This is a genomic window from Paraburkholderia terricola (assembly GCF_900142195.1).
Lineage (GTDB): Bacteria > Pseudomonadota > Gammaproteobacteria > Burkholderiales > Burkholderiaceae > Paraburkholderia > Paraburkholderia terricola.
Map to the genome: position 1 here is coordinate 155,603 of NZ_FRAB01000008.1, position 26,623 is coordinate 182,225.

General features: G+C 66.0%; 20 protein-coding genes. 9 read left to right on the forward strand and 11 right to left on the reverse strand.

Going from position 1 to position 26,623, the window contains the following annotated elements; translation table 11 throughout:
• Window positions 1-51: 51 nt before the first annotated feature.
• From BUE39_RS09625 to BUE39_RS09635, 3 genes are all read right to left on the reverse strand, one after another.
• A complete protein-coding gene (locus BUE39_RS09625) occupies window positions 52-4,305 on the reverse strand; it encodes a CheR family methyltransferase (protein ID WP_084561385.1) in 4,254 nt (1,417 codons plus the stop codon).
• 150 nt (window positions 4,306-4,455) lie between these two features.
• The gene (locus tag BUE39_RS09630) at window positions 4,456-4,734 is read right to left on the reverse strand and encodes a hypothetical protein (protein WP_073428411.1); all 279 of its coding nucleotides are present in this window, start codon (window positions 4,732-4,734) and stop codon (window positions 4,456-4,458) included.
• 140 nt (window positions 4,735-4,874) lie between these two features.
• Window positions 4,875-7,046, reverse strand: a complete 2,172-nt coding sequence (locus tag BUE39_RS09635) for a hybrid sensor histidine kinase/response regulator (protein WP_073428412.1) — start codon at window positions 7,044-7,046, stop codon at window positions 4,875-4,877.
• Window positions 7,047-7,249: 203 nt separating this feature from the next.
• On the opposite strand from BUE39_RS09635, the gene BUE39_RS09640 reads away from it, so the two are divergent.
• The 5 genes from BUE39_RS09640 (at window position 7,250) to BUE39_RS09660 (ending at window position 13,653) form a co-directional block, all read left to right on the forward strand.
• Window positions 7,250-8,830, forward strand: a complete 1,581-nt coding sequence (locus tag BUE39_RS09640) for an FAD-dependent oxidoreductase (RefSeq protein ID WP_073428413.1) — start codon at window positions 7,250-7,252, stop codon at window positions 8,828-8,830.
• 84 nt (window positions 8,831-8,914) lie between these two features.
• On the forward strand, window positions 8,915-9,109 hold the full coding sequence (locus BUE39_RS09645) for a hypothetical protein (RefSeq protein WP_073428414.1): 195 nt from the start codon (window positions 8,915-8,917) through the stop codon (window positions 9,107-9,109).
• A 101-nt stretch (window positions 9,110-9,210) separates the two neighbouring features.
• On the forward strand, window positions 9,211-10,344 hold the full coding sequence (locus tag BUE39_RS09650) for an HlyD family secretion protein (protein WP_073428415.1): 1,134 nt from the start codon (window positions 9,211-9,213) through the stop codon (window positions 10,342-10,344).
• Window positions 10,341-11,930, forward strand: coding sequence for a DHA2 family efflux MFS transporter permease subunit (locus tag BUE39_RS09655; RefSeq protein ID WP_073428416.1), 1,590 nt, complete (start codon window positions 10,341-10,343; stop codon window positions 11,928-11,930). Before BUE39_RS09650 ends, BUE39_RS09655 begins: the two co-directional genes overlap by 4 nt.
• Before the next feature lies 1 nt (window position 11,931).
• Window positions 11,932-13,653, forward strand: coding sequence for an efflux transporter outer membrane subunit (locus BUE39_RS09660; RefSeq protein WP_084561386.1), 1,722 nt, complete (start codon window positions 11,932-11,934; stop codon window positions 13,651-13,653).
• Here the strand turns inward: BUE39_RS09660 and BUE39_RS09665 are convergent.
• The 3 genes from BUE39_RS09665 to glgX all read right to left on the reverse strand — a co-directional run bounded on the left by BUE39_RS09665 (window position 13,643) and on the right by glgX (window position 18,442).
• Window positions 13,643-15,787, reverse strand: a complete 2,145-nt coding sequence (locus BUE39_RS09665) for an AI-2E family transporter (RefSeq protein ID WP_073428492.1) — start codon at window positions 15,785-15,787, stop codon at window positions 13,643-13,645. The two genes, BUE39_RS09660 and BUE39_RS09665, sit on opposite strands and share 11 nt — an antisense overlap.
• 78 nt (window positions 15,788-15,865) lie before the next feature.
• On the reverse strand, window positions 15,866-16,057 hold the full coding sequence (locus BUE39_RS09670) for a DUF2934 domain-containing protein (protein WP_073428417.1): 192 nt from the start codon (window positions 16,055-16,057) through the stop codon (window positions 15,866-15,868).
• 168 nt (window positions 16,058-16,225) lie between these two features.
• On the reverse strand, window positions 16,226-18,442 hold the full coding sequence (glgX, locus tag BUE39_RS09675) for a glycogen debranching protein GlgX (RefSeq protein WP_073428418.1): 2,217 nt from the start codon (window positions 18,440-18,442) through the stop codon (window positions 16,226-16,228).
• Window positions 18,443-18,667: 225 nt separating this feature from the next.
• Between glgX and BUE39_RS09680 the strand changes: the two genes are divergently transcribed.
• Window positions 18,668-19,066, forward strand: coding sequence for a PRC-barrel domain-containing protein (locus tag BUE39_RS09680; RefSeq protein ID WP_090518724.1), 399 nt, complete (start codon window positions 18,668-18,670; stop codon window positions 19,064-19,066).
• Window positions 19,067-19,202: 136 nt separating this feature from the next.
• Here BUE39_RS09680 and BUE39_RS09685 read toward each other — a convergent pair whose 3' ends face one another.
• Genes BUE39_RS09685 through BUE39_RS09695 form a run of 3 tightly spaced genes read right to left on the reverse strand, consistent with a single transcriptional unit; the run spans window position 19,203 to window position 22,998 of the window.
• Complete coding sequence (locus BUE39_RS09685) at window positions 19,203-21,452, reverse strand: xanthine dehydrogenase family protein molybdopterin-binding subunit (RefSeq protein ID WP_073428420.1); 2,250 nt, start codon at window positions 21,450-21,452, stop codon at window positions 19,203-19,205.
• Complete coding sequence (locus BUE39_RS09690; RefSeq protein ID WP_073428421.1) at window positions 21,449-22,453, reverse strand: FAD binding domain-containing protein; 1,005 nt, start codon at window positions 22,451-22,453, stop codon at window positions 21,449-21,451. Before BUE39_RS09690 ends, BUE39_RS09685 begins: the two co-directional genes overlap by 4 nt.
• Window positions 22,450-22,998 (reverse strand): (2Fe-2S)-binding protein, encoded by a 549-nt coding sequence (locus BUE39_RS09695; RefSeq protein ID WP_073428422.1) that lies wholly within the window; start codon window positions 22,996-22,998, stop codon window positions 22,450-22,452. Before BUE39_RS09695 ends, BUE39_RS09690 begins: the two co-directional genes overlap by 4 nt.
• A gap of 345 nt (window positions 22,999-23,343) precedes the next feature.
• On the opposite strand from BUE39_RS09695, the gene BUE39_RS09700 reads away from it, so the two are divergent.
• Entirely contained in the window at window positions 23,344-23,775 is a 432-nt protein-coding gene (locus tag BUE39_RS09700) for a CBS domain-containing protein (protein ID WP_073428423.1), read from the forward strand.
• Between the two features lie 13 nt (window positions 23,776-23,788).
• Entirely contained in the window at window positions 23,789-24,022 is a 234-nt protein-coding gene (locus BUE39_RS09705) for a DUF2795 domain-containing protein (protein WP_073428424.1), read from the forward strand.
• A 106-nt stretch (window positions 24,023-24,128) separates the two neighbouring features.
• Here the strand turns inward: BUE39_RS09705 and BUE39_RS09710 are convergent, their stop codons facing one another.
• Both BUE39_RS09710 and BUE39_RS09715 read right to left on the reverse strand, forming a co-directional pair.
• Window positions 24,129-24,995, reverse strand: a complete 867-nt coding sequence (locus tag BUE39_RS09710) for an SDR family oxidoreductase (RefSeq protein WP_073428425.1) — start codon at window positions 24,993-24,995, stop codon at window positions 24,129-24,131.
• Window positions 24,996-25,305: 310 nt separating this feature from the next.
• The gene (locus tag BUE39_RS09715) at window positions 25,306-25,764 is read right to left on the reverse strand and encodes a response regulator (RefSeq protein ID WP_083082420.1); all 459 of its coding nucleotides are present in this window, start codon (window positions 25,762-25,764) and stop codon (window positions 25,306-25,308) included.
• 271 nt (window positions 25,765-26,035) lie between these two features.
• Between BUE39_RS09715 and BUE39_RS09720 the strand changes: the two genes are divergently transcribed.
• Window positions 26,036-26,593 carry a DUF4142 domain-containing protein gene (locus BUE39_RS09720; protein WP_073428427.1) on the forward strand — a complete coding sequence of 186 codons (558 nt, stop codon included), beginning with the start codon at window positions 26,036-26,038 and terminating at the stop codon, window positions 26,591-26,593.
• The last annotated feature ends 30 nt before the right edge of the window (window positions 26,594-26,623 follow it).

Genomic DNA, 26,623 nt, shown 5'->3' on the forward strand with positions numbered 1-26,623 from the left:
CGGCGAGGCGCTGCGCCGGGTGCCGGGTGGCAGGCGGCACTGCGCCCAGGCTCAGGCCATGCCGGTGCGGTTGGTGGTGATGCGCGCGATCTTGTCGAGCAACGCGTGCAGTGAAACCGGCTTGCCGAGATGACCGTCATACCCCGCGCGGATCGCCCGCGCGGCGTCTTGCGGGCGGCCGAAGCCGGTCAACGCGAGCGCCGGCACCGAGGCCGTGCCCGGCAGCTTGCGCAGCGCGGCGATCAGTTCGTAGCCGTCCATGCCCGGCATACCGATATCCGACAGGATCAGATCGAACTGCTGATGCGCGGCGATCGTCAGCGCCGCCGCGCCATTGGTTTGCGGCCACACTTGCGCGCCTTCGAGCTCGAGCAGGCTCTGGAACGCCTGCAAGCTTTCCGCCGCGTCGTCGACCAGCAGAATCTTCATGCCCTTGAGCAAGCTGGCGTCGCAAGGCGTTTCGCGCGCTTCGCTCGGCATCGTCGTGCTGTCGGCCGGCAACCAGACGCGAAAACGCGCGCCCTTGCCGACGCCCGCGGATTCCGCCTGCACATGCCCGCCGTGCATTTCCGTCAGTTGCTTGACGAGCGCGAGTCCGATGCCCAATCCGCCGCTGTGCCGGCGGTGCGCGCCCTCGGCCTGGCTGAACATGTCGAACACGTTCGGCAGGAACGACGGTTCGATGCCGCGCCCGGTATCGCGCACCTCGACGCACGCATAGCCTGCTTCACGCGACAAAGTCAACGCGATGCGCCCGCCCGGCGGCGTGAACTTCACCGCGTTGCTGGCGAGGTTCCACAGAATCTGCTCGAAGCGCACCGGGTCCGCCTCGATGAAGAACGGTTCGCTCACGCCCTTCACGCTCACGCTCACCTGGTGCGCCAGCGCCTCGGCCTCGATCGCGCTGGTTACCGACGCCGTGATCGCCGCGATGTCCACCCGCGAGCGATCGAGCGCCAGCTTGCCGGTTCGCACGCGCGACAGGTCGAGCAGGTCGTCGATGATCTTCGCGAGGCTGATCACTGAACGGCGGATCGCGTCCGCCGCATCGTGCACGACCGGCAGGCCCTGCGTGGAGGGCGCGCGGTCCAGCATGTCGGCCTTCACGTGAATCAGGTTCAGCGGGTTCTTCAACTCGTGCGAGAGCACCGCGAGGAATTCGTCCTTCAGGCGGCTCGCCGCCTCGACCTTCTGCCGGACCGAGCGTTCCAGCGAAATCTTGCGTTGTTCGAGCGCCTCGGTGCCCTTGCGCTGCGTGAGGTCGCGCAAGATCTTCGCAAAGCCGCGGAAACTGTCCGACGCCACCGGCGTGATCACGCCGCTGCAATAGAGCCGCGTGCCGTTCTTGTGAATGTACCAGCGCTCGTCTTCCACGCGGCCGTCGGACTGCGCGCGCTGCCGCTCGGTGGCGGGTTCGTTCGCCTCGCGCTCTTCCGGCAGATAGAGCCGGTCGAGCGTCTGCCCCGTCATCTCGCTCTCGCTATAACCGAAGATCCGCTCCGCGCCCTTGTTCCAGGTCACCACGCGGCCTTCCATGTCCTGCACGATGATCGCGAAGTCGTTGGTGCTTTGCGCGGCGAGATGCAGGCGTTCCTCGCTGACACGCACCAGTTGTTCGGCGCGCCGCAGCGCCGTGATGTCGACGATGGTCAGCACCGCGCCGTCGATGTGGTCGTCGGTGGTGCGGTACGGCGAGAGCCGCGTGAGGAAATAGCGCCCGTCGGTGCCGCGAATCTCGCGCTCGATCAGTTGCAGCGATTCGAAAACGGTCGCCGTGTCGTCGGCGAGTTGCGGGTAATCGAGCCGGTGCGTGATGTCGTGCAGCGGTCGCCCGAGGTCGGAGGGAATCACGTTGAACAGTTCCGTCGCGGCCGGCGTATAGCGCTTGATGCGCATGTCCCGGTCGACGAACAGCGTGGCGATGCCGGTGGAGGCGATCACGTTCTGCAAGTCGTCTTTCGCCTTGCCCGTCTCCTCGATCTTGGCCTGCAACTCCGCGTTGACGGTGAACAATTCCTCGTTCAACGATTGCAGTTCTTCCTTGCTGGTCTCGAGTTCCTCGGTGGCGGCGCGCAGTTCCTCGTTGATCGCCTGCAATTCCTCGTTCGAGGCCTTCAGTTCCTCGGTCGACGCCTCCGATTGCTCGACCGTCGAGCGCAATTCCTGCTTCGTGCGATGCAGCTCGTCCTCCAGATGCACCAGCAACGAATCCTGCACCGTCGGACTCGCGCCCTCGCCTCGCTTCGCGGCGGGCACGACGGCGGCGATCTCCTCGAACAGCACGAGCGCGAATTCCGGCGCATCCTCGGTGCGCCGGTACGCGCGCACGATGATCCGCACGCTCGCCTGCGGCGAGAATTCGATCGCGGGCGTCGTCACCTCCTGATTGCTGCGCAGCGCCTGGAACAGGGCGGCGCGCAGTTGCAGACGCAGCGCCGGATTCACCAGCATGATCAGGTTGTACGACGGCTCGCCGCGCACGAAACGCAGAAAGCGGCCGGCATGCTCGGACATGTGCAGAATGTTCGCGTCGGTGTCGACCACGACGCTCGGCGGCGCATACAGCTCGAGAATCCGATGATGCAGCGCGGAGAACGGCAAGGCCTGCGGCAGCGGCTGCGCCGGTCCCGCGCTGGCGGTGGTGGCCGCGCCGCCATGCTGAACGACCGGCATGCTGATCGGCGGACGCACGGCGCTCGTCACCATGTTCGCGCGATAGATGCGGTGTTTCTTGTCGACCGGCGTGAACAGGTCGCCCGCGGCTTCCGCGGATTCCGAACTGCCGAGCAGCAGATAGCCGCCCGGCTGCAACGCGAAGTGAAACATCTGCAGCACCTGGGTCTGCACGTTGCGGTCGAGATAGATCAGCAGATTGCGGCACGACACCAGATCGACGCGCGAAAACGGCGGATCGCGCAGCACGTTGTGCACGGCGAACAGCACCCGCTCGCGGATCGCCTTGCTCACCCGAAAGCGCGAGCGTTCCGGCGTGAAGAACTGGCGCAGGCGCTGCGCGGACACGTCAGCGGTGATCGACTCGGGGTAGAGGCCCGCGCGGGCGAACGCGATCGCGTGTTCGTCGATGTCGGTGGCGAATACCTGGATCGGTATGTCTTCGTGCCGCTCGGGATGTTCGGCGAGCAGCATGGCGAGCGAATACGCTTCCTCGCCCGTCGCGCAGCCGGCGACCCACGCGCGCACCGGGTCGTCCTCGGATTTCTTGTGAAAGAGCCTCGGCACGATCTCGCGCTCGACGACTTCGAAGGTATCCCGATCGCGAAAGAAATTGGTCACGCCGATCAGCATGTCCTTGAGCAGCGCCGGCGTTTCGTCAGGGTGCGTGAGCACGTAGTCCTGGTAGGCCTGCAGATCGGGAATGCCGTTGACCTGCAGACGGCGTTCGATGCGCCTCAGGATCGTGGCGCGCTTGTAGTGGCGGAAATCGTGGCCGGTGCGGGCGCGCAGCGTGGCGAGCACGCCGAGCAACGCCCGCTCGGCGGTGGAAGCGGGATCGGGCTGCGCGAGCGCGAGCGTTTCGGGTTCGTCGTCCACGGGCGGCAGGTGAATCGCGCGGGCGTTCTCAGCCAGCTCGCGCAGCTTGCGCGGCATCTCCGCGACCGGCAGCACGATGTCGATCATGCCGGTGGCCAACGCGTTCTGCGGCATTTCGGGGTGTTCGGCGTCCGCCGGATCCTGCGCGAACGTCACGCCGCCCTGCTCCTTGACGCGGCCGATGCCGGTCGCGCCGTCCGCGCCCGTGCCCGACAGCACGATGGCGATGGCGCGTTCGCGATGCGCGTCGGCGAGACTGCGGAAAAACAGGTCGATGGCGATGGGCCGGCCACGCGGGCGGTCGGCCTCGATGGGTGTGAGATGGCCGTCGTCGAGCGAAAGATCGTGCGAGGGCGAGATGACATAGACGTGGTTCTTCTGCACCTGAACCCGCTCCCGCACCTGGTTCACCGGCATGCCGGTGGCGTGCTGGAACACCTCGTCCGCGCTGCTCGCATGATCGGGCGACAGATGCAGCACCACGACGAAGGCCATGCCCATGTCAGCCGGTGCGTTCTCGAAGAAGCGCAGCAGCGCCTGCACGCCGCCCGCGGAAGCGCCGATGCCGACGACCGGAAAGTCGAGTGCGCCCGCGCCGCGCGTGACGGATCCCGCCGGCTTGCCGACGGCTTTGCCGGACTCCGCTTCGATGCCTGCCTGTGCGCCTGCCTGCGCGTCTGCACGCGTAGTCGCGTCCGCTTGCGCGTCTGCCCGCGTAGTCGTTGGAGACGCCCCTGCCTCACTGCCGCCCATACTCATCCTTGTGTGCTGCGCCTCTGCCGGCCTCGCCCCGTGGCGCGATGCGCGCCGCCGCCTCCAACCAGTATTGTCGCGTGTGTTGGGGCGCATTGCAAAGGCTGGCATGCCTCCAGCCAGGGACGCATGCCGTGTTCCGTGCGCGCCTTACTGCCCTTTCGTATCGCTGCTGGCGTTGGCGCCCGGTGTGTTGGTCGTATCGGTGGCCGGCTTGGCCGTCTTCGACTTCTTCATGTGATGCATCTTCGACTTCGAATGGCTCATCGCGCCGGAAGCCTGCATGTCGCCGCCTTCGCGCGTCGAAGTGTTGACGCCGGTGCTGGCCGGGTCGGTCCCGGCGGCGCCGCCGCCGGCCCCGCCCTGGGCCATCGCGAGCGACGAAGCGGCGGCCAACGTTGAAACGAGCAATGCATGCCTGATCTTCATGACGGTTCTCCTGTGCAAGAAAAAGCGGGTGCGCGACCCGGTCCACCGGATACGCAATCTCCCGACCTTTTTTCAGCAAGGGATGTGCCGCGCGTCATGCGATGCGCCGAATGCGCCGGCCGGCGCGGCCCGGCCGGCCACTAGGTTTCGCAAGCCACCAGTGCATGAAGTTCGTCGATATTGAACGGCTTCGCGAGGATCGCCACGCCCAGGCGGCGTGCGCGTTCCAGTTCGTCGGCGTAGCCCGTCATCAGCGCGATTTTCTGCGCCGGCCACGCGCTGCGGACTTTCTCCGCCAGATCGATGCCGTTCAGCTTGCCCGGCATCTGGATGTCGGACAGCACGAGTTCGAAGCGCGCGCCGCCCGACAGCACGTCGAGCGCCTGGTCGGCGGTGGGCTCGTGCCGCACCTCGCAGCCGAAGGTTTCCAGCACGGCGGTCACGCCGGCCGCCACGTCCTCGTTGTCTTCCACGAGCAGCACCATGCCGGCCGCGCCGGGCTCCGGTTGCCGCGCCGTTTCGACGTCGGCGGCCGGCGCCGGGCGCGGGCGCTCGCGATAGCGCGGCAAATACAGCCTGACCGTGGTGCCGCGGCCCGGCACGCTGTCGATTTTCGCGGTGCCGCCCGCCTGCTCGCACATCGACAGCACCTGCGCGAGACCGAGCCCCGTGCCCGAACCGCGCAGCTTGGTGGTGAACAGCGGTTCGAACGCGCGCCGGGCGACGGCCTCGGACATGCCCTCGCCGTCGTCGGAACAGGCGATCAGCACATATTCGCCGTCGGGCAACAAGGTGTCGCTGCCGACCAGCCGGTTGTTCTGACAGCGGATCACGAAGCGGCCGCCGTGCGGCATCGCATCGCGCGCGTTGACCGCCAGGTTCATGATCGCGAATTCGAGGTCGGTGGGATCGGCCAGCACCGGCCAGACGTTGTCGACCAGATTCAAGGCCAGTTCGACCTTGTCGCCGAGCGCCGCGTCGATCAGCGGCGTGGCGGCCGGCAGCCATCGGGAAAGATCGAGCGGTTCCTGCTTGAGCGGCTGCTTGCGCGCGACGCTCAAGAGACGCCGCGTGAGCGACTCGGCGGTGGCGGTGGCGCGCTGCATCGCGAGCACTTCCTTCTCGACGTGGTTGTAGCGCTTGAGCCGCGCGAGCTCGATATTGGCCGACACCACCATCAGCAGATTGTTGAAATCGTGCGCCACGTTGGCGACCAGATTGCCGAGCGCGCCCATGCGCTGCAACTGCCGGCTCGACGCTTCCGCCGACAGCCGCATCGCCACCTCGCCTTGCCAGCGCTCCCACGCGCGGCGCTCGGCTTCGAGCTGACGCAACGAGTACAGCACCAGCAGCCAGATCGCGATGCAGGGCGCCGCCGTGAGCGCGGCGATCATCAGGAAATGCCGGCGCCATGCGTCGGCGATGGCGCTCGTCGCGTAGGCGCTCATCACATAGAGCGGATAGTCGCCGACGCGGCGAAACGCGAGCAGACGCTCGACGCCGTCCACCGTCGAATTCAGCCGAACGTGGCCGAACACCTGGCGGTCGCGCAGCGCCGTGGCGAACGCGCTCTGCGCCTTCGGATTCGCGCCCGCGGGCCACGGCGGATAGCGCACCAGCAGATTGCCGTCCTGGCGATACAGGCCCAACGAAAGCGACGGGTCGCCATTGGTCAGGTCACGATAGAAGCGCGAAAAGTAGTCGTTGCGCAGCGCCACCGACACCACCCCGAGAAAGCGCCCGTCCGCGCCCGAGCGGCCGGTCGCGCTGCTGAACACATCGGTTTTCGACAACGGCCCGAACATCGGCAGCGAGAAATAGGTTTGCGGCCGCATGGCTTTCGCGCTCGTGAAGTCCTCGCGCTGCGGGATCGAGCGCGGCGGCGCGGGATATTCGCGGCTCGACACCAGCAGGTCGCCGTTCGCGCCGAGCAGGGAAATCGACGCCACCTGCGGAAAGTCGCCGCCGATTTCCTGCAGGCGCTCGTGCAATTCGGCTTCGCGCGCGCGGATTTGCGCATCGTCCTGATTGTCGACCAACTCGACGATGCGCGAGGCCATCTGCTGGCTCAGATCGAGCACCTTGACGGCCTGCTCTTCGGTCACGCGCGCGAGCCGGTCGATCACGTTGTCCGAATCGGCGATGCGGCGCTGGTAATCGAAATAGCCGTAGCCCGCGAGGCAGGCAAGCGGAAACACGATCGAAACGGCGAGCACGATGAGAAGCATGCGCCGCGTCGCCGCGAAATTGCGCGAGGGCATGGGGAAATCGACTGCGGCACGCTCCGCCCGTTGCACGGTCAGCCTCTCCATCAAAGGTCGATACAGATCAGCAAAGTTGCACACATCGTGCCGCGACGCGATGTTCGTGCGCTATTTCCTTTCTCATGATTTATACCTCACTTCCGCGCTTCTCCAAAGGACGCCTTGCAAGTCGTCCAACGGCGCGAGGCACTGGGTTGGTCGGGCACGTCGATTGCTATTCGTCACACCATCCTCTTGCGAGAGAACCCGTCATGCAAACCATTGCCCGCCGTGTCGCCCGCTTCTCGGACCTGCGGGAGGATCGCGCCGAGCGCGTGGTGGTGGACGGCGAGAACATCCTGCTCGTGCGCCACGGCGACACGGTGCGCGCCTATGCCGCCGACTGCCCGCATGCGGGCGGTCCGCTGGAACAGGGTGGGTTGTGTCACGGCCGCATCATCTGCCCGTGGCACAAGGGCACGTTCGACGCCGCCACCGGCAGTGTGCTCGAACCGCCGCCGCTGGTCGCGCTCGACCGTTACCCCGTGGTGGTGAGCAGCGACGACGTGATCGTCGCGCCGCGAAAGCAGCCGCAAGCGGTGCGCCATGCCGCCGCCGCGCAACCGCATTACGTGGTGATCGGCGCGGGCGCGGCGGGCGCCGCGGCTTGCACGGCGTTGCGCGAATACGGTTTCGGCGGACGCCTCACGCTGATCGGCGATGACCCGCATGCGCCTTACGATTGCACCGCGCTCACGAAGTTCGTGCTGTCCGCCGACATGGCGCCCGCCGACGTGCCGCCGCTGCTCGCGCCGGACTGGCTCGCGCGGCACGACGTGGAGCGGATCGTCGCGAAGGTTGCCCGTCTCGACGTGCCCAGGCGCACGATTCATTTCGCCGACGGCGGCCAACTGACCTACGACACCGCCCTGCTCGCCACCGGCAGCGTGCCGAAACTGCCCGCGATCGCCGGCATCGAACTCGGCGGCGTCCACGTGCTGCGCAATCGCGACGACGCCGCCGCGCTCGTCGAGGCAATCGGTGAGGACGCGGAACACACGCGCGTCGCGATTCTCGGCGGCAGTTTCATCGGACTGGAGACGGCCGCCGCGTTGAGGAAGCGCGGCACGCCGGTCACCGTCATTTCGCCGGAGAAGACGCCTTTCGCGAGGCAGTTCGGCGAACGCGCGGGTGCGATGTTCCGCACGCTGCACGAGCGCAACGGCGTGCTGTTTCACCTCGACACAAAGGTCGTTTCGCTCGAAGGCGAGGCGGGCCGCGTTCACGAAGTCACACTCGAAAACGGCGACCGCGTCGCCGCCGATGTCGTGCTGCTCGACACGGGCGTTGCACCGGCTACCGGTTTCGTCGAGGGACTGCCGCTGCAAAAGGACGGCGGCGTGATCGTCAATGCGGGCATGCAAGCTGCGCCGGGTCTCTATGCCGCCGGCGACATCGCGGTGTTTCCGTTGCACGAGCATCAGGAGCCGTTGCGCATCGAGCATTGGCGAGTCGCGCAGCAGCACGCGCGCATCGCCGCGCAAAACATGTGCGGCGCGCGTCATCGCTACGCCGGGGTGCCATATTTCTGGACGTATCACTTCGGCAAGAATTTTGAATATCTCGGCCATGCCAGCGAGTGGGACGACATCGTGATCGACGGCGAACTCGAACGCCAGCAATTCGTCGCGCTGTATGTGAAAGACGGCAAGGTGGTCGCGGTGCTCGCGTGCGAACGCCAGGCGCACACCGCGCGCCTGATCGACGCGATGCGCGGCGGCGTGTCCTGCGCGGACGCGCTGGCGCTCGTGCAAAGCGTCGTCGCGAGGAACAGCGCGCGGCCCCTCCCCTGACCAACAACTACATGCCCATGTAAAAAGCACCCGCGTCAATCCGTGTAGCTCACCGCTCATTTGATTATTGAAGGAGAAGTCGCCATGACAGACACCAAGGAGAAACATCCGCACGCCGACAAGAGCGAAAAGCAGATCGACGAACAGGTGGAGGAGAGCTTTCCGGCAAGCGACCCGCCTTCCACCGGCGGCACGACCAAAATCGTCCCCGACGAGGACGCCTCGAAAGAAAAGCCGTCGACGGATAAACCGTCGACTGACAAGCCAGCCAGGCGCTAGCCCGCCTCACTGCATCGGGACCGCCGCGCGCACTGCCGCCCGGCGGTTTTTCTCCACGCTCGCATTTGCCATCGATCCGGAAACGACAGGAACGTATCGCCATGTCAGACGAGACCGGCTCCGCTCAGGAACAGCACGATCAACGCGAAACCAGGGACACGAAAGACGGCGGCAAGAACGCCAACGATAAAAGCCGCCGCACGCCCGGCAAGAAGCCGCTGATCATTCTCGCCGCCGTGGTGGCGCTGCTGGCGATCGTCGCCTTCGTCTGGTGGTTCGCGACCCGCAACCAGGTTTCCACCGACGACGCCTACACCGACGGCAACGCCATCATGACGGCGCCGAAAGTCTCCGGCTACGTGGTACAGCTCGCGGTGAACGACAACGTCTACGTCCACAAGGGCGACCTGCTGGTCGTGATCGACAAGCGCGACTATCAGGCGCAGGTCGATCAGGCCGAGGCGCAACTCGGACTCGCGAAAGCGCAACTGAATGCCGCGCTGATTCAGCTCGACATCGCGCGCATTCAGTATCCGGCGCAATACCGGCAAGCCAGGGCGCAGACCTCGTCGGCGGAAGCGAATTTCCGTCAGGCCGAGGCCGCTTATCTGCGCCAGCACGCCGTCGATCAGCGCGCCACCTCGCAACAGAACATCGATACCGCCGACGCCCAGCGCCAATCGGCCGGCGCCGGCGTGCAGCAGGCGCGCGCGCAATTGGCGAGCGCGAGCCTCGTGCCGCAGCAGATCCGTCAGACCGAGGCGAGCGTCGAGGAACGCCGCCAGCAGGTGCAGCAAGCCGAGGCGCAACTCGAACAGGCGCGGCTGAATCTCTCCTACTGCGAAGTGCGCTCGCCCTCCGACGGCTGGATCACGCGGCGCAATGTGCAACTGGGCAGCTTCCTGCAAGCCGGCGTGTCGCTGTTTTCTATCGTCACGCCGCAAGTGTGGGTGACGGCGAACTTCAAGGAATCGCAACTGGAGCGCATGCGTCCCGGCGACAAGGTGAAGGTCGAGGTCGACGCCTATCCGAAGCTCGATTTGCGCGGCCATGTGGATAGCGTGCAACTCGGCAGCGGTTCGCGCTTCTCGGCCTTCCCGGCGGAAAACGCCACCGGCAACTTCGTGAAGATCGTCCAGCGCGTGCCGGTGAAGATCGTCATCGACGAGGGCTTGCCGCGCGATCAGCCGCTTGGGCTCGGCTTGTCCGTCACGCCGAAGGTGTATCTGAAATGAGCGCGTCGAACACCGCGAACGGCGCTCAATCGAACTGGAAGCCCGCGGCGAATCCGTGGCTCATCGCCATCGTGGTGACGCTCGCGGCTTTCATGGAAGTGCTCGACACGACCATCGTGAACGTGGCGTTGCCGCACATCGCCGGCACCATGTCGGCCAGTTACGACGAAGCCACGTGGACGCTCACCTCGTATCTGGTCGCCAACGGCATCGTGCTGCCGATCTCCGGTTTTCTCGGGCGGCTGCTGGGCCGCAAGCGCTACTTTCTGGTGTGCATCATCGCGTTCACCGTTTGTTCGTTCCTGTGCGGGATCGCGACCGACCTGTGGCAACTGATCATCTTTCGCGTCTTGCAGGGCTTTTTTGGCGGCGGCCTGCAACCGAATCAGCAGTCGATCATTCTCGACACGTTCCCGCCCGAACAGCGCGGCCGCGCGTTTTCGATCTCGGCGGTGGCGATCGTCGTCGCGCCGGTGCTCGGACCCACGCTCGGCGGCTGGATCACCGACAACTTCTCGTGGCGCTGGGTGTTCCTGCTGAACGTGCCGGTCGGCATTCTGACCAGTCTCGCGGTGCTGCAACTGGTGGAAGACCCGCCGTGGAAAAAGACCGGCGACACGAAGGTGTCGATCGACTACATCGGCATCACGCTGATCGCCGTCGGGCTCGGCTGCCTGCAAGTGATGCTCGATCGCGGCGAGGACGACGACTGGTTCTCGTCGAACTTCATCCGCACGTTCGCGGTGCTGTCGGCGGCCGGCATTGTCGGCGCGACGTTCTGGCTGCTCTACACCAAAAAGCCGGTCGTCGATCTGCGCTGCCTGAAAGACCGCAATTTCGCGCTCGGCTGCGCGACGATCGCCGCCTTCGCGGCGGTGCTGTACGGCAGCGCGGTGCTGGTGCCGCAGCTCGCGCAACAGCAGCTCGGCTATACCGCGATGCTCGCCGGACTCGTGCTCTCGCCCGGCGCCGTGCTCATCACGATGGAGATTCCGCTCATCAGCAAGCTGATGCCTTATGTGCAGACGCGTTTTCTGGTGGCGACCGGCTTCGCGCTGCTCGCCTGCGCGCTCGCGTATTCGCATACGCTGGTGCCGAACGTCAACTACCCGACGCTCGTGGAAATGCGCAGCGCGCAATCGCTCGCGATCGGCTTCCTGTTCGTGCCGATCACCACGCTCGCCTATCTCACCGTGCCGCAGCGTTTGAACGACGATGCGTCCGCACTCTTCACGATGTTCCGCAACGTGGCCGGCTCGGTCGGCATTTCGCTATCGACGGCGCTGATTCGCGAGCGCAGCCAGGCGCGCATGGCGCATCTGTCCGAACACATGTCGACGCTTTCGCAGAACTACAACGACGCGGTGCAGCGCGGCGCGCAAACCATCGCCGAGATGACCGGCGTGCCGTTTTCGCAAGCGCTGCAAACGGCGACCGGCCGCCTGTACACCACGTTCATTTCGCAGTCGACGATTCTCGCCTACGTCGACGTGTTCGCGATTCTCGCCGTGTTCTGCGCGCTCTGTATTCCGATGACGTTGTTTTTCTCGCCGGTCAAGGCCGCCGGCGGCGCGGGAGGACACTGACATGAGGCGCGCCGTTTTCAGCCTGCGCATGCCGGTGCTTTCGCTCGCGGCGTGGCTCGCCGCATGCACGGTCGGGCCTGACTTCCACGCGCCGAACGCCGACGTGCCGCGGCAGTGGCACGACACGCGGCACACCGCCGCAACGGCTGCGCCCGCTGCGCCCGCTTCCGGCGCGGAGGTGGCATCGGTCCCCACGCTCGATACCGATCCCGATCCGCGCTGGTGGCGCAATTTCAACGACCCCACGCTCGACGCGCTTATCGAGCGCGCCGCGCGCGGCAATCTGGACTTGCAGCAGGCCGTGTTGCGTATCGTCGAAGCGCGGACCCAGGTGCAGAGCGCGGCGGCCCAGGGGTTGCCGAATGTGCGCGCGACAGGCAGCTACCAGCGCGAACAACTCGGCCTGAAAGGCTTTCTCGAATCCAACGGCGTCTACGACAAGGTGAACCGGCTCGGCGCGCCGGATTCGCCGGTCAATGCAATCGCGCCGGGCGCGGGCCCCGCGCTGCAAAACGGCGCCGACAACGTGCTCGATCAGTTGACCTCGCCGACCAATCTCTGGCAAGCCGGCTTCGACGCCTCGTGGGAACTCGATCTGTTCGGCCGGGTGCGCCGCTCGGTGGAAGCCGCGAACGCGCAGACCGAGGCCGCAGTGGAAAGCCGCAACGACGCGCTGCTCTCGCTCGAGGCCGAAGTCGCGCAAACCTACATGCAGTTGCGCGGCGCGCAGGCGTTGCGCGACATCACCACGAGCCTCGTCGAGCAGCAACGCGATGTCGTCCGGTTGACGCAAAGCCAGGCGAAGGTCGGCCTCGCCAGCGAAGCCGACGTGAAAAGCGCGAGCGCGCAGCTTGCGCAGACCCAGGCGCAGTTGCCGCGATTCGAGCAGCAGATCGCGCAGGCGTCGAACGCGCTCGCCTGGCTGGTGGGCGAAGCGCCCGGCGCGCTGGAAGCGGAACTGTCCGCGCCGGCCGCCGTGCCGCCGGTGCCGCCCACGGTGCCGGTGGGCTTGCCGTCGACGCTCGCGCGGCGGCGTCCCGACATTCGTCGCGCGGAAGCCAGCCTGCATGCGGCGACCGCGAATGTCGGCGTGGCGGTCGCGCAGTTTTATCCCGACGTTTCGCTGACGGGCCAGGTCGGAACGCGCGCGACGAACGCGAGCGATCTGTCGCGCTGGTCGCATCTGTTCTATTCGTTTGGCCCGAGTGTTTCGCTGCCGGTTTTTCAGGGCGGCGCACTCGTTTCCAACTTGCGGATGTCGGAAGCCCAGCAAGCCGAGGCGGCGCTCGACTACCGCAAAACGGTGCTGACGGCGCTGCGCGACGTGGACAACGCACTCGTGGTTTATCGCACCGACCAGGCGCGGCGCGATTCGCTGGCGGACAGCGTGGCGGCGAACCAGACTGCGTTTGAACTCGCGCGCGACAGCTACCGCAAGGGGCTCACCAGCTTCATCAATGTGCTCGATGCCGAGCGGCAGTTGGCGCAGGCGCGCCAGCAATATGCGCAGGGGACCATGCAGGTGAGCACCGATCTGGTCGCCTTGTACAAGGCGCTGGGCGGCGGCTGGCAGGATGGTGGTGGTGCGGCGGCGGCGGCGACAACTCAAGCCGCACAGGCTGGCGCGGTTGCGTCGAGCGGCGGCCACGACGTCGCGCTCAAGGGTCGAGGGGTCGAGGTGGTCGAGCCACCGCCCGAAGCGCCGCGCAACGCTAGGCGTTGACCACCGCCAGGCTCTCCCCGCTCGTGGGCGCCTCGATTCGCCCGCACGCGGCGAGCATCTCCTGCAACGACGCGGCATGGCACTCGGCGCCCAACGCGCCTTGCAGGTCGCCGCTCCATTTTTCGACATCCTGCGCGGTCCACAAGCCGACGACGATCGCAACGTTCGGCAAGCGCGCGCGAATGCGCTTGACCAGATTGCGCAGATGCGAGGGAATGCCTTCGATCTGCAGATAGAGGATGCAGATAGTCCCAACGTCGTCCGCATCGAGCGTCTCGATCGACGCCCGCGACACCGCTTCGTGCGGCACCGCGCGCGATACGAAGCCGTGTTTTCCCAGCAGTTGCAACAGGATCGTCGTGGCGAGCGGATCGAGCGGGCCGCGCCCCGGAATGCACAAGACCCGGTTGTTCGCGGCGTGACGCGTTGGTCCGGCGCGTTGGCCTGACGTGTCGCCGGTTGCAGCCGGCGCTGTAGCCTGCATGGTGCTTTCCGCCGCGCCCGCATTCGTATTGCTCGTATTGCTCGTATTGCTCGTATTGCTCGTATTGCGTGGCGTCATGCGTTGCGCCGCGTCGCGGTCCGCATCGCCCGCTTCGGCAACCGGCTTCGCCGCAGGCTCGGCGCCCGCTTCGCGCCAGGGCGCAATCGGCCCCACGAGGTTCATGCTTTCTTGCGTCGGCGTCGTCGACGGCGTCGGCTTCGCGGGCACGCGATCGTCGTAGCCGTCGAGACCATCGACCAGATCGTTCGTCGACGCCTCGATCCGCGCAAGCTGCGCCGCCGTCACGCTGCCGCGCAGCACGTCGTTCGCCGCGAGTTGCAAACCCTTGATCGCCACCTCGTCGTAATAGGACGACAACGAACGCTCACGCAACCACACCTCGGCCTGCTCGATCGCTTCGTCCGGGTCGCCGGCGAGCGCGCGCTGGTAAAAGTTCTCGACCGGCGTAAGCGCGGGCTGGTCGCCGAGCAACACGTCGAGAAACTCCAGCCGTCGCACATGCCGGCCGAGCACGAGCAGGCACAAGGTCAGCGGCGTCGACACGATGAGCCCAATGGGCCCCCAGATCCAGCTCCAGAAAATCGCGGCGACCACCACCGAGAACGGCGACAGCCCGGTGCTGCGTCCGTAGAGCAGCGGCTCGACCACCTGCCCCACCAGTAGCTCCACGATGACGAAGAGCGCAATGGACCAGATCGCCATCGACCATCCTGGACTCACGGCGGCGGCGAGCACCGTGGCCAGCGCGGCGGCGATCCAGATGCCCACGTAAGGCACGAGCCGCAGCAAGGCCGCGAGAATGCCCCACAGGATCGGGCTGGGCACGCCGATCAGAAACAGTCCGCCGCCGATCGCGACCCCCAGGCCCGCGTTCAACCCCAGTTGCGACACGAAGTAACGGCTCAGGCGCCGCGCGGCTTCGTCCATCACCGTGGTCGTGCGGTGCAGGTCGCGCGAACCGAACAGACGGATCGCGCGATCGCGCAGATCGTCGCGTTGCAGCAGGATCACCACCATCACGACGAACACGATAAACGCCGTTTCGAGCGGACTGATCGCCGGCGACAACACGCGCCGCGCGAGTTCGAACGGCGTGGGCGCCGGCTCGCGCACCTCGACCGGCAGGGCGGCGCTCGCGGCGCCGCTCGCCGCCGGTGCGCCATTGCGCGGCGCCTCGCGTTGCGCGGGTTCGACGGTGGCGCGTTGCAGCGCCTGGCCCGCCATGCCGGCCAAATGGCTCAGCCTGCCGATGGTCAGCTTGTGCACGGCTTCCAGCTTGTGCTCGACGGTCACCTGATAGCGCGGCATGCCGGCGGCGAGATCGGTCAGCTGGTTGGCGATCACCGCGCCGAGCAGGCCGATCACCGACACGGAAATCGTCACCGCGGCAAACACGGACGCGACATGGCCCAGCTTCAGGCGGGCGAGCGACTTGGCAAGCGGCGCGACGAGAAAGCTCAGCAGAATCGCGAGCGTCATCGGAATCAGCACGGCTCGCGCGAAGTACAGGCACGCGACCACCGTCACGCCGACGGCGAGCGCGATCAAACCCTCGATGCCGAAGGCGGCGGGCGGAGCCTGAATGCGGGTCGCGGGTCTCGGGCCAGGCTGGTCGGGAGAATCCTTCACTTCGTCGTTCTGCACGGGTTTGCGTCGTCTCGAGGGTGCGAGCGCCGCCAGGCAGCGGCTTCGCATCCGACGCGCGCGTTATTTTTTAGGTTCCTCCGCGATCGGCCCGCTTTCGATCGGCGGCGCTTCCTTTTCGATTTCGGCGCGCGCCCGTTCCCAATACTCGTCGGGCGTGCCCTTCGGCTCGTCGGCGTGCTCCCACAGGTAGTAGGCACGCCGGCGAATCTCTTCCTCTTGCGAGGTCTGTTCGGATTCAGGTTGCTGTTGCATGTGATTACCCTCGGTTGGGACGTGGCGACGAGCGGCATCGGCCGGCACCGCGCGGGTGCCGCGCAAGGCGGCCTCGCGCGCGGGCAACCGCAAGCAAGCAAGCGTTATACCCGGCGCGGGCGCGTCGGTTTATCGTCTGGTGTTGGCGGGCTGTCGCGTCCCGATCCGTCAAGCGTGGGCCGGAGGTTCGCTTTCGTCGGTGGTGAGCTGTTCTTCCAGCCGGTCGAACACGCGTTGCGTCGCGCGGCTCGGCGCTTCGAGCGCGAACAGCAGCAGTGAGCGCGCCGTCACCTGATACGCGTCGCCGGCGCTGAATTGCGGCAACTCGGAGCGCACCGGCATATTGGTGTCGAGCAGACAAGTCCACTGGTCGCCCTCGGGAATCTCGGGCAGCGTGAAATTGACGACGTCGTGATGCGCGTTGAGCACCAGCAGCAAGGTCGCGTCCGATGCGGGACGGCGAATGCCGCTCGCCTGGGCGCGGCCGTCGATCACGAGGCCGAAGCAGCGCATCGCCGGATCGTCCCATTGCTCCGGCGTGAGGTCCGCGCCGTCGGGCGAGAGCCAGCGCGCGTCGGTCACGTCCAGCGCCTCGTTGTATTCGCCGGTGAGAAAGCGACCGCGCCGCAATACCGGCAGACGGTGGCGCAGCGTGGTGAGATTCTTGACGAACTCGGTGAGCGCGCGGCCTTCGTCGTCGACGCTCTCCCAATCCACCCAACTGATTTCGTTGTCCTGGCAATACGCGTTGTTATTGCCCTTCTGCGTGCGGCCGAATTCATCGCCGGCGAGGATCATCGGCGTGCCTTGCGAGAGCAGCAGCGTGGCGAGCAGATTGCGTTTCTGGCGCTCGCGCTGCTGGCGGATCTCGGCGTCGTCGGTCGGACCTTCGACGCCCATGTTCCACGACTTGTTGTCCGAGTGGCCGTCGTTGTTGTCCTCGCCGTTGGCCTCGTTGTGCTTGTCGTTGTACGAGACGAGATCGTTGAGCGTGAAGCCGTCGTGCGCGGCGACGAAGTTTACGCTGGCCCAGGGGCGGCGGCCGCGATGATTGAACCTGTCGCCCGAACCGGTCAGGCGTTTGGCGAGATCGCCGACCTTGCCTTCGTCGCCCTTCCAGTATTCGCGCACGGTGTCGCGAAAGCGGTCGTTCCACTCGGCCCAGCCCGGCGGAAAACCGCCCACCTGATAGCCGCCCGGCCCGCAGTCCCACGGCTCGGCGACAAGGCGCACGCTGTTGAGCACGGGGTCCTGGCGGCAACTGTCGAGAAAGCCGCCGCCTTCGTCGAAGCCGTGCGGCTCGCGGCCCAGGATCGTGGCGAGGTCGAAACGGAAACCGTCCACCTTCATTTCCGTCACCCAGTAGCGCAGGCTGTCGGTCACCATTTGCAGCACGCGCGGATGCGACAGGTTCAGCGTATTGCCGGTGCCCGTGTCGTTGATGTAATAGCGCGGCTCCTCGGGCAGCAGCCGGTAGTAGGACGCGTTGTCGAGGCCCTTGAAGGAAAGCGTCGGGCCGCGCTCGTTGCCCTCGGCGGTGTGGTTGTAGACCACGTCGAGAATGACTTCGAGGCTGGCGTTATGAAAGCGGTCCACCATCTCCTTGAATTCGCCGACCGATTCGGTGGATGAAGCAAAGAAGCGCGGGTCGGCCGCGAAGAAACCGATGGTGTTGTAGCCCCAGTAGTTGGTGAGACCTTTTTCGAGCAGATGGCTGTCGTTGACGAAGGTCTGTATCGGCATCAATTCGACTGACGTGACGCCGAGGCTCTTGATGTAATCGACCACCACCTGCTGCCCGAGCCCCGCAAAGGTGCCGCGCAGATTGTCGGGTACGTCGGGATGACGCCGGGTAAATCCGCGCACGTGGGTTTCGTAGAAGATCACGCGCTCCCACGGCAGCGCACTGCGCTCGGGATGGCTCCACGAGAAGTTGGCGTCCACCACCTTGCACTTCGGCACGAAGGGCGCGCTGTCGCGTTCGTCGAACGAGAGGTCGCCTTCCTCGGCATCGAGCGTATAGCCGAAGATTTCCGGCGTCCATTTGAGTTCGCCGATGTGCGCCTTGGCATACGGGTCGAGCAGCAGCTTGTTGGGATTGAAGCGATGCCCCTGTTCCGGTTCATACGGCCCATGCACCCGATAGCCGTAAACCGCGCCCGGTTTCAGGTTGGGCACGAACACATGCCAGACCTCGTCGGTATATTCGGGCAGCTCGATGCGCTCGATTTCGTTCTCGCCGGTTTCATCGAACAGACACAGTTCGACTTTCGTTGCATGCGCCGAAAAGAGCGCGAAGTTGACACCACTTCCATTCCACGTCGCACCGAGCGGAAAAGGCGTGCCTTCCGCGATGCGCGTCGAGTAGCTGCTCTGGGATGACATAGGGGTTCCTGTGGAAGCGCGAGCGCGTGCACGCGTGTTCTAGTGTATGGCCAAACAGCAAGCGCGCCCGAAGGAGCAAATTGCGGGCCCGGCTTTCGCAGGTCTCGCTTCGCGGAGCACGCGGCCTCCGGCCAATGAAGCGGCACGAGTTTTGCACCAGCATGATGAAAAGCTTGTCGACCCCGCGCCGTTACAAGCGCAAGAACAACAGGGAGAAGAGTCATCATGCGAAGCCTACATACTGCGCCGCTCGTGGCGGCGGTACTACTCGCCGCGACGCTCGCCGCCAACGACACCTACGCTCAGGGCGCGCCCCAGGCCATCACCGAAAGACGCACGGACGTGGTCCAGCTCGCGAGCGGCTACCGCGCGTCGAAACTGACCGGCGCCGATGTCTACAACAGGAACAAGGACACCATCGGCACCCTGGACGATCTGATCGTCTCGCCGAGCGGTGACAGAAGCACCTACGCGATCCTGTCGGTGGGCGGCTTCCTCGGCATCGGCAAGCATCTGGTGGCCGTGCCGTTCAACGATTTGCAGATCAACAATCGCCGCATCGTGCTGCCGGAAGCGACCAAAAAATCGCTCGAAGCGCTGCCTGAATTCAAGTACGCGGATTGATCCGCGGGCTATCCGCCGCCGGCGGTTCGGCTAGAACGTTGATTGCCCGCGCTGACCGGTTGCAAGGAGCGGAGCCTTGCGAACCGGTTAGACGCGCGGATCGCCATACGGCGATGAGCGTTCAGCCGCGCGGCCTTCACGCGAACAGTTTGTCGAGCGTAATCGGCAAATCCCGCACGCGCTTGCCCGTCGCGTGCCAGATCGCATTGCCCACCGCCGCGGCCACGCCCACCACGCCGATTTCGCCCACGCCCTTCACGCCGAGCGGATTGACGATGTCGTCGTGCTCGTTCACGAACAGCACGTCGATATCGTGGATGTCGGCATTCACCGGAATGTGATACTCGGCCAGGTTGTGGTTCATCTGCCGCCCGAGCGCGTGGTCGAACTGGCCGTGCTCGTGCAGCGCCATGCCGATGCCCCACACCACGCCGCCGGCAATCTGGTTGGCCGCCGTTTTCGGGTTCACGATGCGGCCCGCGGCGACGGCGCTGACCACGCGCGTCACGCGCACGGTGCCGAGCGCTTCGTCCACGCGCACCTCGGCGAACACCGCCGAATGCGTGCCCATCGAATACGCCTGCTGCTTTTCATGCGGCTTGACGCTCGCCTGCTCTTCCAGCGTCTCCAGACCCGCGCGGGCCAGCAGCGCGTCGATGCCGATCGCGTCGTCGGAGCCGCTGCCGCAGACGAGCCGGTTGCCGGCGCGTCTCACCTCGTCGCGCGCAACCATCGCGAAGCGCCCGCCGCCGTATTGCCGCGCCAGTTCGACGAGGCGGTTTCGCAGCCGCTCGCACGCGACATGAACCGCGCTGCCCACCGACGACACCGTCCACGAGCCGCCCTCGATCGGCGCTTTCGGCAAGCGCGTGTCGCCGAGCTCGAAGTCGACATCGTGAATCGACACGCCTAGCGCATCGGCGGCGATCTGCGTCATCGCCGTGTAGGTGCCGGTGCCGATGTCGGCGGTGGAGCTCGACACTTCCACGCGGCCGTCGGGCGTGAGCACGGCGCGCGCCGCCGCTTCATTTTGCATTGCGTCCCATGCGCCGGTCGCCATGCCCCAGCCGATCAGTTCGCGGCCCTCGCGGCGCGCGCGCGGCGCAAGCGGCCGCCCCTCCCAGCCGAAGCGCGCGGCGCCTTCGCGATAGCAGTCGCGCAGCGCCTTGCTGGAAAACGGCAGATTCTTGTTGGCGTCGCGCTCCGCATAGTTGATGAGCCGCAATTGCAGCGGGTCCATCTGCAACGCTTCGGCCAGTTCGTCCATCGCCGTTTCGAGCGGGAAAAGACCTTGCGCCGCACCCGGCGCGCGCATGTCGGCCGGCGTCGGCACGTCGAGCTTGACGACCTTGTAGCCCAGCGTGACGTTCTCGCATGCGTACAACTGGCCGGCCCAGTTCACGAGCACGTCGCAGTAGTCCTCGTAGCGCGAGGTTTCCGCGACCGCCTCGTGAATCACCGCCTGCAGTTTGCCGTCCGCCGACGCGCCCAGCGCCACGCGCTGAATCGATTGCGGCCGATGCGCGAACGTGAACATCTGCTGGCGCGTCAGCGTGACCCGCACGGGCCGCTTCAGATCGCGCGCGGCCATCACGGCGAGCGGCAGATGATATTGCGGCCGCAAGCCCGAACCGAACGCGCCGCCGACGAAGGGCGACTCCACCTGCACCTCGTCGTCCTTCAGGCCGAACACGGCGGTCAGATAACGCTTGGTGTTGACCACCCCCTGGGTCTTTTCATAAACGATCAGATGCCCATGCTCGTCCGGCACCACGGTGCAGCCGTGCATTTCCATCGGATTGTGATACTCGGCGGGCGTGCTGTAGAAGCCGTCGACCCGCACCGCCGCGCTCGCCAGCGCGCGGTCCGCGTCGCCGCGCGGCGACGGCGGCGGATCGAACCCGCCCTTTTCCGTGGACGGCGGCACAGCGCTCATCAACGCTTCGCTCATTTCCGTCTGATGCGGCGTGTGTTCGTAGCGGACCTTGACGAGCGAGGCCGCATGGCGCGCCAGTTCCAACGTTTCCGCCACCACCAGCGCGACCGGTTGTCCGCTGTACCACACGCGGTCGTCCCAGAGCGGCCTGAACGGCGTGCCGCCGGGGGCGACCATGTCTTTGTAGGGCTGGTCCGCCAGCGGCAGTGGCGGGCGATTCAGATGCGTCAGCACGAGCAGCACGCCGGGTAGTTCGAGCGCCGCCGACGCATCGATCGCCACGATACGGCCGCTCGCGATCGTGCTCGACACCACGAAACCATACGTCAATCCATTGGCGGCGTAGTCCGCCGCATACTGCGCGGCGCCGGTGACTTTCAGCTTGCCGTCGACGCGCTTGTGCGGCACGCCCACGGCGCGCGTCGCCGGAAAAGTGTCGGACCCGTTCATGATGGGCCCTCCTCGAACGAACGCTGCGTCGCCAGTTCGAACGCGCGCACGATCACGCGCGTCGCCAGTTCGATCTTGAACGCATTGCCGCGACGCCCTTGCGCCTCGCGCAACAGCGAGTCCGCGAAACCGCGCACGGTGGCGGCGTTCAGCGGTCTGCCGCGCAGCACGGCTTCGGCATCCAGATCGCGCCACGGTTTGTGCGCGACGCCGCCGAGCGCGCAATGCGCGCGAACGATGATGTCGCCGTCCAGTTCGACGCCGAGCGCGACGGACACCAGCGCGAACGCATACGAGGCCCGGTCGCGCACTTTCACGTAAGCGTGATGTTCGGCGAAGCCTCGCCTGGGCAATTCGACGGCGATCACCAGTTCGTCGTCGCGCAGGTTCGTATCGATGTGCGGCGTCTCGCCGGGCAGGCGATGGAACTCGGCGAACGGCAGCGCGCGCGTGCCGTCGTGGCCGGCGAGATGCACCGTCGCGTCGAGCGCCGCCAGCGCCACGCACATGTCCGACGGATGCACGGCGATGCACTGATCGCTCGCGCCGAGAATCGCGTGCATGCGGTTGACCCCTTCCATCGCGGAGCAGCCGGTGCCCGGCTCGCGTTTATTGCACGGCGTGCCGGCGTCGTAGAAGTAAAGGCAGCGGGTGCGTTGCAGCAGATTCCCTCCGACGGTCGCGACATTGCGAATCTGCGCGGACGCCCCCGCCAGGATCGCCTTGGCAAGCAGCGGGTAACGCGCGGCCACGGTCTCGTCGTAGGCCACCGCGGTATTCGTCACCAGCGCGCCGATTCTCAGGCCGCCGTCGCCGGTGGCTTCGATCTGCCTGAGCGGCAAACGGTTGATATCGACCAGCGTGGCCGGATGCGCCACGTCCTCGCGCAACAGGTCCACCAGATTCGTGCCGCCCGCGATGAACGCGGCGGCGGCATGCGCGCGATGCTGGTCGATCGCCTCGGACACCGCGCTTGCGCGGGTATAGGAAAAGCGGTTCATGGCCGCGCTCCCGGCGCCGTGAGCGGCTGATCGGACCGCTGCGCCGCATCCAGAATCGCCGCGACGATATTCGTGTACGCGCCGCAGCGGCACAGGTTGCCGCTCATCAGTTCGCGAATGTCGTCGGCGTTTTTCGCGTGGCCTTCGGCGAGCATCGCAACGGCCGAGCAGATTTGCCCCGGCGTGCAGTAGCCGCACTGGAAGGCGTCGTGATCGATGAACGCCTGTTGAACCGGATGCAGCGTGTCGCCGTCGGCAAGACCTTCGATCGTCGTGATCGACGCGCCGTCGCGCACGGCCGCGAGCGCGAGACAGGTATTGATCCGCTGGCCGTCGACGATCGCGGTGCAGGCGCCGCATTGGCCGTGGTCGCAGCCTTTCTTGATGCCGCTCAGGTGGCAGCGTTCGCGCAGCAGATCGAGCAGCGTGGTCCACGGCTCGATCTCGAACCGGTGTGTCTTGCCGTTGATCTCGAACGTCACCGGCACGCGCTGGACGTCGCTCGGCGCGAGGTCCAGCGCCGCTTGTGCTGTGGGGGTTTCCATTGGATGTCCTCCGGACGGTAGGTCGCGCAATACGAACGGCGCGCGCAAGCCACGTGCCACCATGCCGCCGTGCCAAGGCGCCGGCCGCGCTTCGCAGGCACGCGTGATGCGCGTTTTTCATGGGGCGGCTCGCGAGCCTCGCACGCGAGTCCTCCCCACGCGTGGCACGCGAAGCAAGCCGCACTCGCGGCAACGCCGCTGCCGGCCGGCGCGGCGGGCATTGCAAGATGTGCAGCGAACCCGCATTTCTTTCAATCGGCTCCGCGCAGCCGGCATCACGCGCCGCGGCAGTGCGAGAACACTGCTTGCCATGCGCTTCACACTCCACTCGTTCAGGAGGTATCCATGCATCACGTCCACGAAATCATGTCGCGCGACGTCGTCAATGTGACACCCAACGACACCATTCAGCATGCCGCGGAATTGATGCGGCGCTACGACGTCGGATCGTTGCCGGTGTGCCAGAACCATCGGCTGATCGGCATGATCACCGATCGCGATCTCGCGGTGCGCGCGTTGTCCACCGGCTGCCCGGCGAACACGCCGGTACGCGATTTCGCCAGCACCGATGTGCAATGGTGTTTCGACGACGACGACGTCGACGCCGTCCAGCAACGCATGGCCACCGCGCAGGTGCGCCGCATGCCGGTGGTCGATCACGACAAGAACCTGGTCGGCGCGCTGTCGCTCGGCGACATCGCCACGCGGGCCGACAGCGCGTCGCGCGACGAGGTCGCCAACACGCTCGAAGGCGTTTCGCAACCCCGCATGCACTGAGAAGGAGAGACACATGGCACAGCATCCCAGTCACTCGCAGGACCATCGGCATCCCGGCCAGCCGAATCCGATCGAGGTGCAAAAGGCGCTGCACGGTGTCGACTATCCGACGACGCGCGAAAAACTGGTGGAAGCCGCACGCAGCAACGGCGCAAACCAGGACATCGTGGATCTCGTCGGTGAGTTGCCGGATAAGAACTACGACAGCCCGGCCGCGGTTTCCAAGCAACTGTCGCGCACGCAGTAGCTTGGACCCGGCACCAGGCTGATAAAAACAGAACCGGCGCATCGTCATGCGGCGATGCGCCGGTTTTTTTCTTCATGCCGCCATGCTGCGGCAATGCGCAAGCCAGTTAAATAATGGGCGACCCGCCGGTGACCGCGATCGTCGCGCCGGAAATGTAGCTGGCGTCATCGGAGGCGAGCATCACATAGGCCGCCGCGAGTTCGGCGGGCTGACCGGGGCGCTTCATCGGCACCTGCTGGCCGAATTTCTCGACTTTCTCGGCGGGCATCGTCGACGGAATCAGCGGTGTCCAGATCGGCCCGGGCGCCACGCAATTCGCGCGTATGCCCTTCTCGGCCAGCAATTGCGCGAGCCCGCCGGTGAAGTTCTGGATCGCGCCCTTGGTGGTCGCATAGGCGATCAAGCCGGGGTTCGGATGATCGGCGTTGATCGACGTGGTGTTGATGATCGAGGCGCCGGGCTTCATCTGCTTGACCGCCGCCCGCGTGATCCTGAACATCGCGCCGATGTTGGTATCGAAGGTCTTGTCCCACTCCTCGTCGCTGATCGCGTCGAGCGACGGGTAACTCATCTGGTACGCGGCATTGTTGACCAGCACATCGAGCCGGCCGAACGCCTCGACCGCGCGCCTGACGATCTCCTCGCAATGCTCGGGGCTCGTGATGTCGCCGCGCAGCAGCACCGCCTTGCGGCCCGCCTCTTCCACCCAGCGCGCGGCTTCGCGCGCGTCGTCGTCTTCGTTGAGATAAGAGATCAGCACGTCCGCGCCTTCGCGGGCGAACGCGATCGCCACGGCGCGGCCAATGCCGCTGTCGCCGCCCGTGATGATCGCCGCCTTGCCGGCGAGACGGCCCGAGCCTTTATAGGATTTTTCGCCGTGGTCGGGCTGCGGTTTCATTTCCGCCGTGGTGCCGGGCGTGTGATCCTGTTGCTGCCTGGGAAACGGTGGCGTGGGACGTTGCGTGTCGGTCATGGCTATCTCCAGAGTGCGAATGAAGAGGCGCGGCGCGTCGTGAACCGGCGCGGCCGTTGTGTTGCACGCAGCAACCCACGGACCCGCGAGGGATCGCGCACGATGCGTTTCGAGCCAGGGGTTTTTGCCTAAGGGTATGCCGTCGCGAAGTGTGCCGCGAAATGTGCCGCGAAGTGTGAAGAAGCGCGCCGGGATGTGCCGCGTTGGTGGCGAAGTGTCCAACCGGGCCGGCATATCGACGTTGTGGTCGTGCATGAATCGGCTACTGCTCGCATGCGTGCCCATGCGTTTTTTCAAACGTTGCGCAACTTTACGGCGGCCCGGCCGCATGCAGCGCGGCCGCCGATTCGAGTACCCGCAGCAGGCGTTCCGGCGTCAACGGCTTCGCGCAGTGGGCGTCGAAACCCGCGGCTCGCGCGCGCGCCCGGTCGTCGCGCGAGGCGAAAGCGGTGCAGGCGATCAGCAGCATATGCGCGGTCAATGGATCGGCCCTTAGGCGGCGCGCCAGTTCGAGCCCGTCCAGGTCCGGCATCTTGATGTCCAGGACCACCGCGAAGGGCTGCCATTCGCAAGCCATCTCGCAGACCGCGAGCGGATCTTCGAGTGCGCGGCACTCGAAGCCGTCGGCGTTCAGCAGCATTTGCAACGCGTCGGCCGCTTCGCGGTAGTCGTCCACCACCAGCACGCGCCGGTGCGAGGCCATCGCGTACTGGATAGGCCGCCAGACCACCACGTCGTCGCTGTTGTCCATTCCTCGGTCGAGCGTCACTGTCTTCTCCCTGTGCTTGTTCTTCGGTCGCGCTCGAGCGGCGCTCGAGCAACCTGCGCGAGCGGTGCAAGATTCGCTCCCGCAGCGCGGCGAACCAGGCCGCTTGCCGCGCAACGTCCGCTGTTTTCCGACACGGTCTCGCAGCGCGCAGCCGGTACACGGTCCCACGAGGCACACGACACCACCATAGCGCAACGCGGGGAACGGCGTTTGCTGTTTTGCGCATGTCGATCCATCGCCCGCCGGCACCGGATCTCACCTCGGAGTTCTTATGAAACGCACATTCATCGTGCACGCGGCCCTTGCCGCGTGCATCGCGCAATCCCTTGTTTTCGCCGTTCCGGTCCACGCACAAACCGAAGCCGCCTCGACGACGACAGCCAATCCCCTGCCGGAAGCGGACAAGAAATTCGTCCAGGCCGCGTCGATGTCGAGTTCAACCGAAATCGACGCCGCGAAACTCGCCATGAGCCGCTCGAGCGATGGCGACGTGAAGAAATTCGCCGGCCACATGGCGGCCGATCATACGAAGCTGACCGTGCAACTCAAGATGGCCGCGCCGCGCGGCGTGAGCGTGCCGAAGGACAACTCCGACACGGCCCTTCTCGACAGCCTGCGTCCGTTGAAGGGCGCGGAGTTCGATACGGCCTACATTCAGAAGGTCGGCTTGCAGGGGCATAAGGAAGCGGTGTCCGCGTTTCAGGACGAAATCGCCAACGGCCAGGATGCGAAGCTGAAGAGCGCGGCGCAAAAGGCCTTGCCGACAATCGAGAAGCACTATCAGATGGCGCAGGACCTGGCGAAGAAGAAGAACGTCACGGCGCCGTAACACGCGATACGCGACGCCGGCGCGGTCGAT

Coding starts and splice junctions, on each gene's coding strand:
- BUE39_RS09625 (WP_084561385.1), bottom strand. CDS start 4,305: ATGGGCGGCAGTGAGGCAGGGGCGTCTCCAACGACTACGCGGGCAGAC.
- BUE39_RS09630 (WP_073428411.1), bottom strand. CDS start 4,734: ATGAAGATCAGGCATGCATTGCTCGTTTCAACGTTGGCCGCCGCTTCG.
- BUE39_RS09635 (WP_073428412.1), bottom strand. CDS start 7,046: ATGGAGAGGCTGACCGTGCAACGGGCGGAGCGTGCCGCAGTCGATTTC.
- BUE39_RS09640 (WP_073428413.1), top strand. CDS start 7,250: ATGCAAACCATTGCCCGCCGTGTCGCCCGCTTCTCGGACCTGCGGGAG.
- BUE39_RS09645 (WP_073428414.1), top strand. CDS start 8,915: ATGACAGACACCAAGGAGAAACATCCGCACGCCGACAAGAGCGAAAAG.
- BUE39_RS09650 (WP_073428415.1), top strand. CDS start 9,211: ATGTCAGACGAGACCGGCTCCGCTCAGGAACAGCACGATCAACGCGAA.
- BUE39_RS09655 (WP_073428416.1), top strand. CDS start 10,341: ATGAGCGCGTCGAACACCGCGAACGGCGCTCAATCGAACTGGAAGCCC.
- BUE39_RS09660 (WP_084561386.1), top strand. CDS start 11,932: ATGAGGCGCGCCGTTTTCAGCCTGCGCATGCCGGTGCTTTCGCTCGCG.
- BUE39_RS09670 (WP_073428417.1), bottom strand. CDS start 16,057: ATGCAACAGCAACCTGAATCCGAACAGACCTCGCAAGAGGAAGAGATT.
- glgX (WP_073428418.1), bottom strand. CDS start 18,442: ATGTCATCCCAGAGCAGCTACTCGACGCGCATCGCGGAAGGCACGCCT.
- BUE39_RS09680 (WP_090518724.1), top strand. CDS start 18,668: ATGCGAAGCCTACATACTGCGCCGCTCGTGGCGGCGGTACTACTCGCC.
- BUE39_RS09685 (WP_073428420.1), bottom strand. CDS start 21,452: ATGAACGGGTCCGACACTTTTCCGGCGACGCGCGCCGTGGGCGTGCCG.
- BUE39_RS09690 (WP_073428421.1), bottom strand. CDS start 22,453: ATGAACCGCTTTTCCTATACCCGCGCAAGCGCGGTGTCCGAGGCGATC.
- BUE39_RS09695 (WP_073428422.1), bottom strand. CDS start 22,998: ATGGAAACCCCCACAGCACAAGCGGCGCTGGACCTCGCGCCGAGCGAC.
- BUE39_RS09700 (WP_073428423.1), top strand. CDS start 23,344: ATGCATCACGTCCACGAAATCATGTCGCGCGACGTCGTCAATGTGACA.
- BUE39_RS09705 (WP_073428424.1), top strand. CDS start 23,789: ATGGCACAGCATCCCAGTCACTCGCAGGACCATCGGCATCCCGGCCAG.
- BUE39_RS09710 (WP_073428425.1), bottom strand. CDS start 24,995: ATGACCGACACGCAACGTCCCACGCCACCGTTTCCCAGGCAGCAACAG.
- BUE39_RS09720 (WP_073428427.1), top strand. CDS start 26,036: ATGAAACGCACATTCATCGTGCACGCGGCCCTTGCCGCGTGCATCGCG.